At 56.4% G+C, this 1,450-nt stretch carries 1 protein-coding gene and 1 pseudogene; both read left to right on the forward strand.

Annotated elements, in window-relative coordinates; genetic code table 11:
* Nucleotides 1-272, forward strand: a pseudogene (locus tag ACXRVY_RS28950) (ATP-dependent Clp protease ATP-binding subunit ClpX); the annotation flags it as partial.
* 228 nt (nucleotides 273-500) lie between these two features.
* On the forward strand, nucleotides 501-1,450 hold a 950-nt coding region (locus ACXRVY_RS28955), incomplete at its 3' end, for an LON peptidase substrate-binding domain-containing protein (protein ID WP_458238951.1).

Consider the following 1,450-nt stretch of genomic DNA (forward strand, 5'->3'; position numbering starts at 1 on the left):
ATGCCAAGCTGTTCGAGATGGAAGGCGTTGATCTGGAATTCCGTTCCGACGCACTGAAATCGGTCGCCAAGCGTGCCCTGGAGCGTAAAACCGGTGCCCGTGGCCTGCGTTCGATTCTCGAAGGTGTATTGCTCGACACTATGTATGAAATCCCCTCGCAATCGGAGGTGAGTAAAGTAGTGATCGATGAAAGCGTGATAGAAGGCAAGTCCAAGCCACTGTATATCTACGAAAACAGTGAGCCGACCGCCAAGGCCGCGCCGGACGCTTAAGCGTCACGCAGCTTGAATAAAGAAGGGGCCTTCGGGCCCCTTTGCTATTGTGGGAGTGACAGCCGATCCGGTTTTCTGGCGTGTCTTGGCCATCTCGCGCGCTACCGCCAGCTGCAATCGTTCAAGTGGTTCTTTTATCCGCTTGTTTTTTTCCAAGGCAGACCCCATCTTGGTTTCAAGTTTACTTCCATCTGTTTACGGCCTTACGGCCGCCGTAGAGGCGAAATCATGAAGACAACCATCGAATTGCCTCTCCTGCCATTGCGTGATGTCGTGGTTTATCCGCACATGGTTATCCCGCTGTTCGTGGGGCGCGAGAAATCCATCGAAGCCCTCGAGGCTGCGATGACGGGTGACAAGCAGATTCTTCTGCTGGCCCAGAGAAACCCGGCTGACGACGATCCCGGTGAAGATGCCCTGTATCGCGTAGGTACAATTGCCACCGTTCTGCAGCTGCTGAAGCTGCCTGACGGTACGGTCAAGGTTCTGGTCGAGGGTGAGCAGCGGGGCGCCGTTGAGCGCTTCAGCGAAGTGGACGGCCACTGCCGTGCCGAAGTCTCCCTGATCGACGAAGTCGACGCGCCAGAGCGCGAGTCGGAAGTATTCGTACGCAGTCTGCTATCCCAGTTCGAGCAATATGTGCAGCTGGGCAAGAAAGTCCCGGCTGAAGTCCTGTCATCGCTCAACAGCATCGATGAACCAGGCCGCCTGGTGGATACCATGGCCGCGCACATGGCCCTGAAGATCGAACAGAAGCAGGAAATCCTCGAGATCATCGATTTGTCGGCCCGGGTCGAACACGTTCTGGCGTTGCTGGATGCGGAGATCGATCTGCTGCAAGTCGAAAAGCGCATTCGTGGTCGTGTCAAAAAGCAAATGGAGCGCAGCCAGCGTGAGTACTACCTGAATGAGCAGATGAAGGCCATTCAGAAAGAGCTCGGCGACAGCGACGAAGGTCACAACGAAGTCGAAGAGCTGAAAAAGCGTATCGATGCCGCCGGCCTGCCAAAAGACGCGCTGGCCAAGGCCACGGCCGAACTGAACAAGCTCAAGCAGATGTCGCCAATGTCCGCGGAAGCGACCGTGGTGCGTTCGTACATCGACTGGCTGGTTCAGGTGCCGTGGAAGGCCCAGAGCAAAGTGCGCCTGGATCTGGCGCGTGCAGAAGACATTCTGGA

The sequence above is a fragment of the Pseudomonas sp. P5_A2_2 genome (assembly GCF_054177685.1).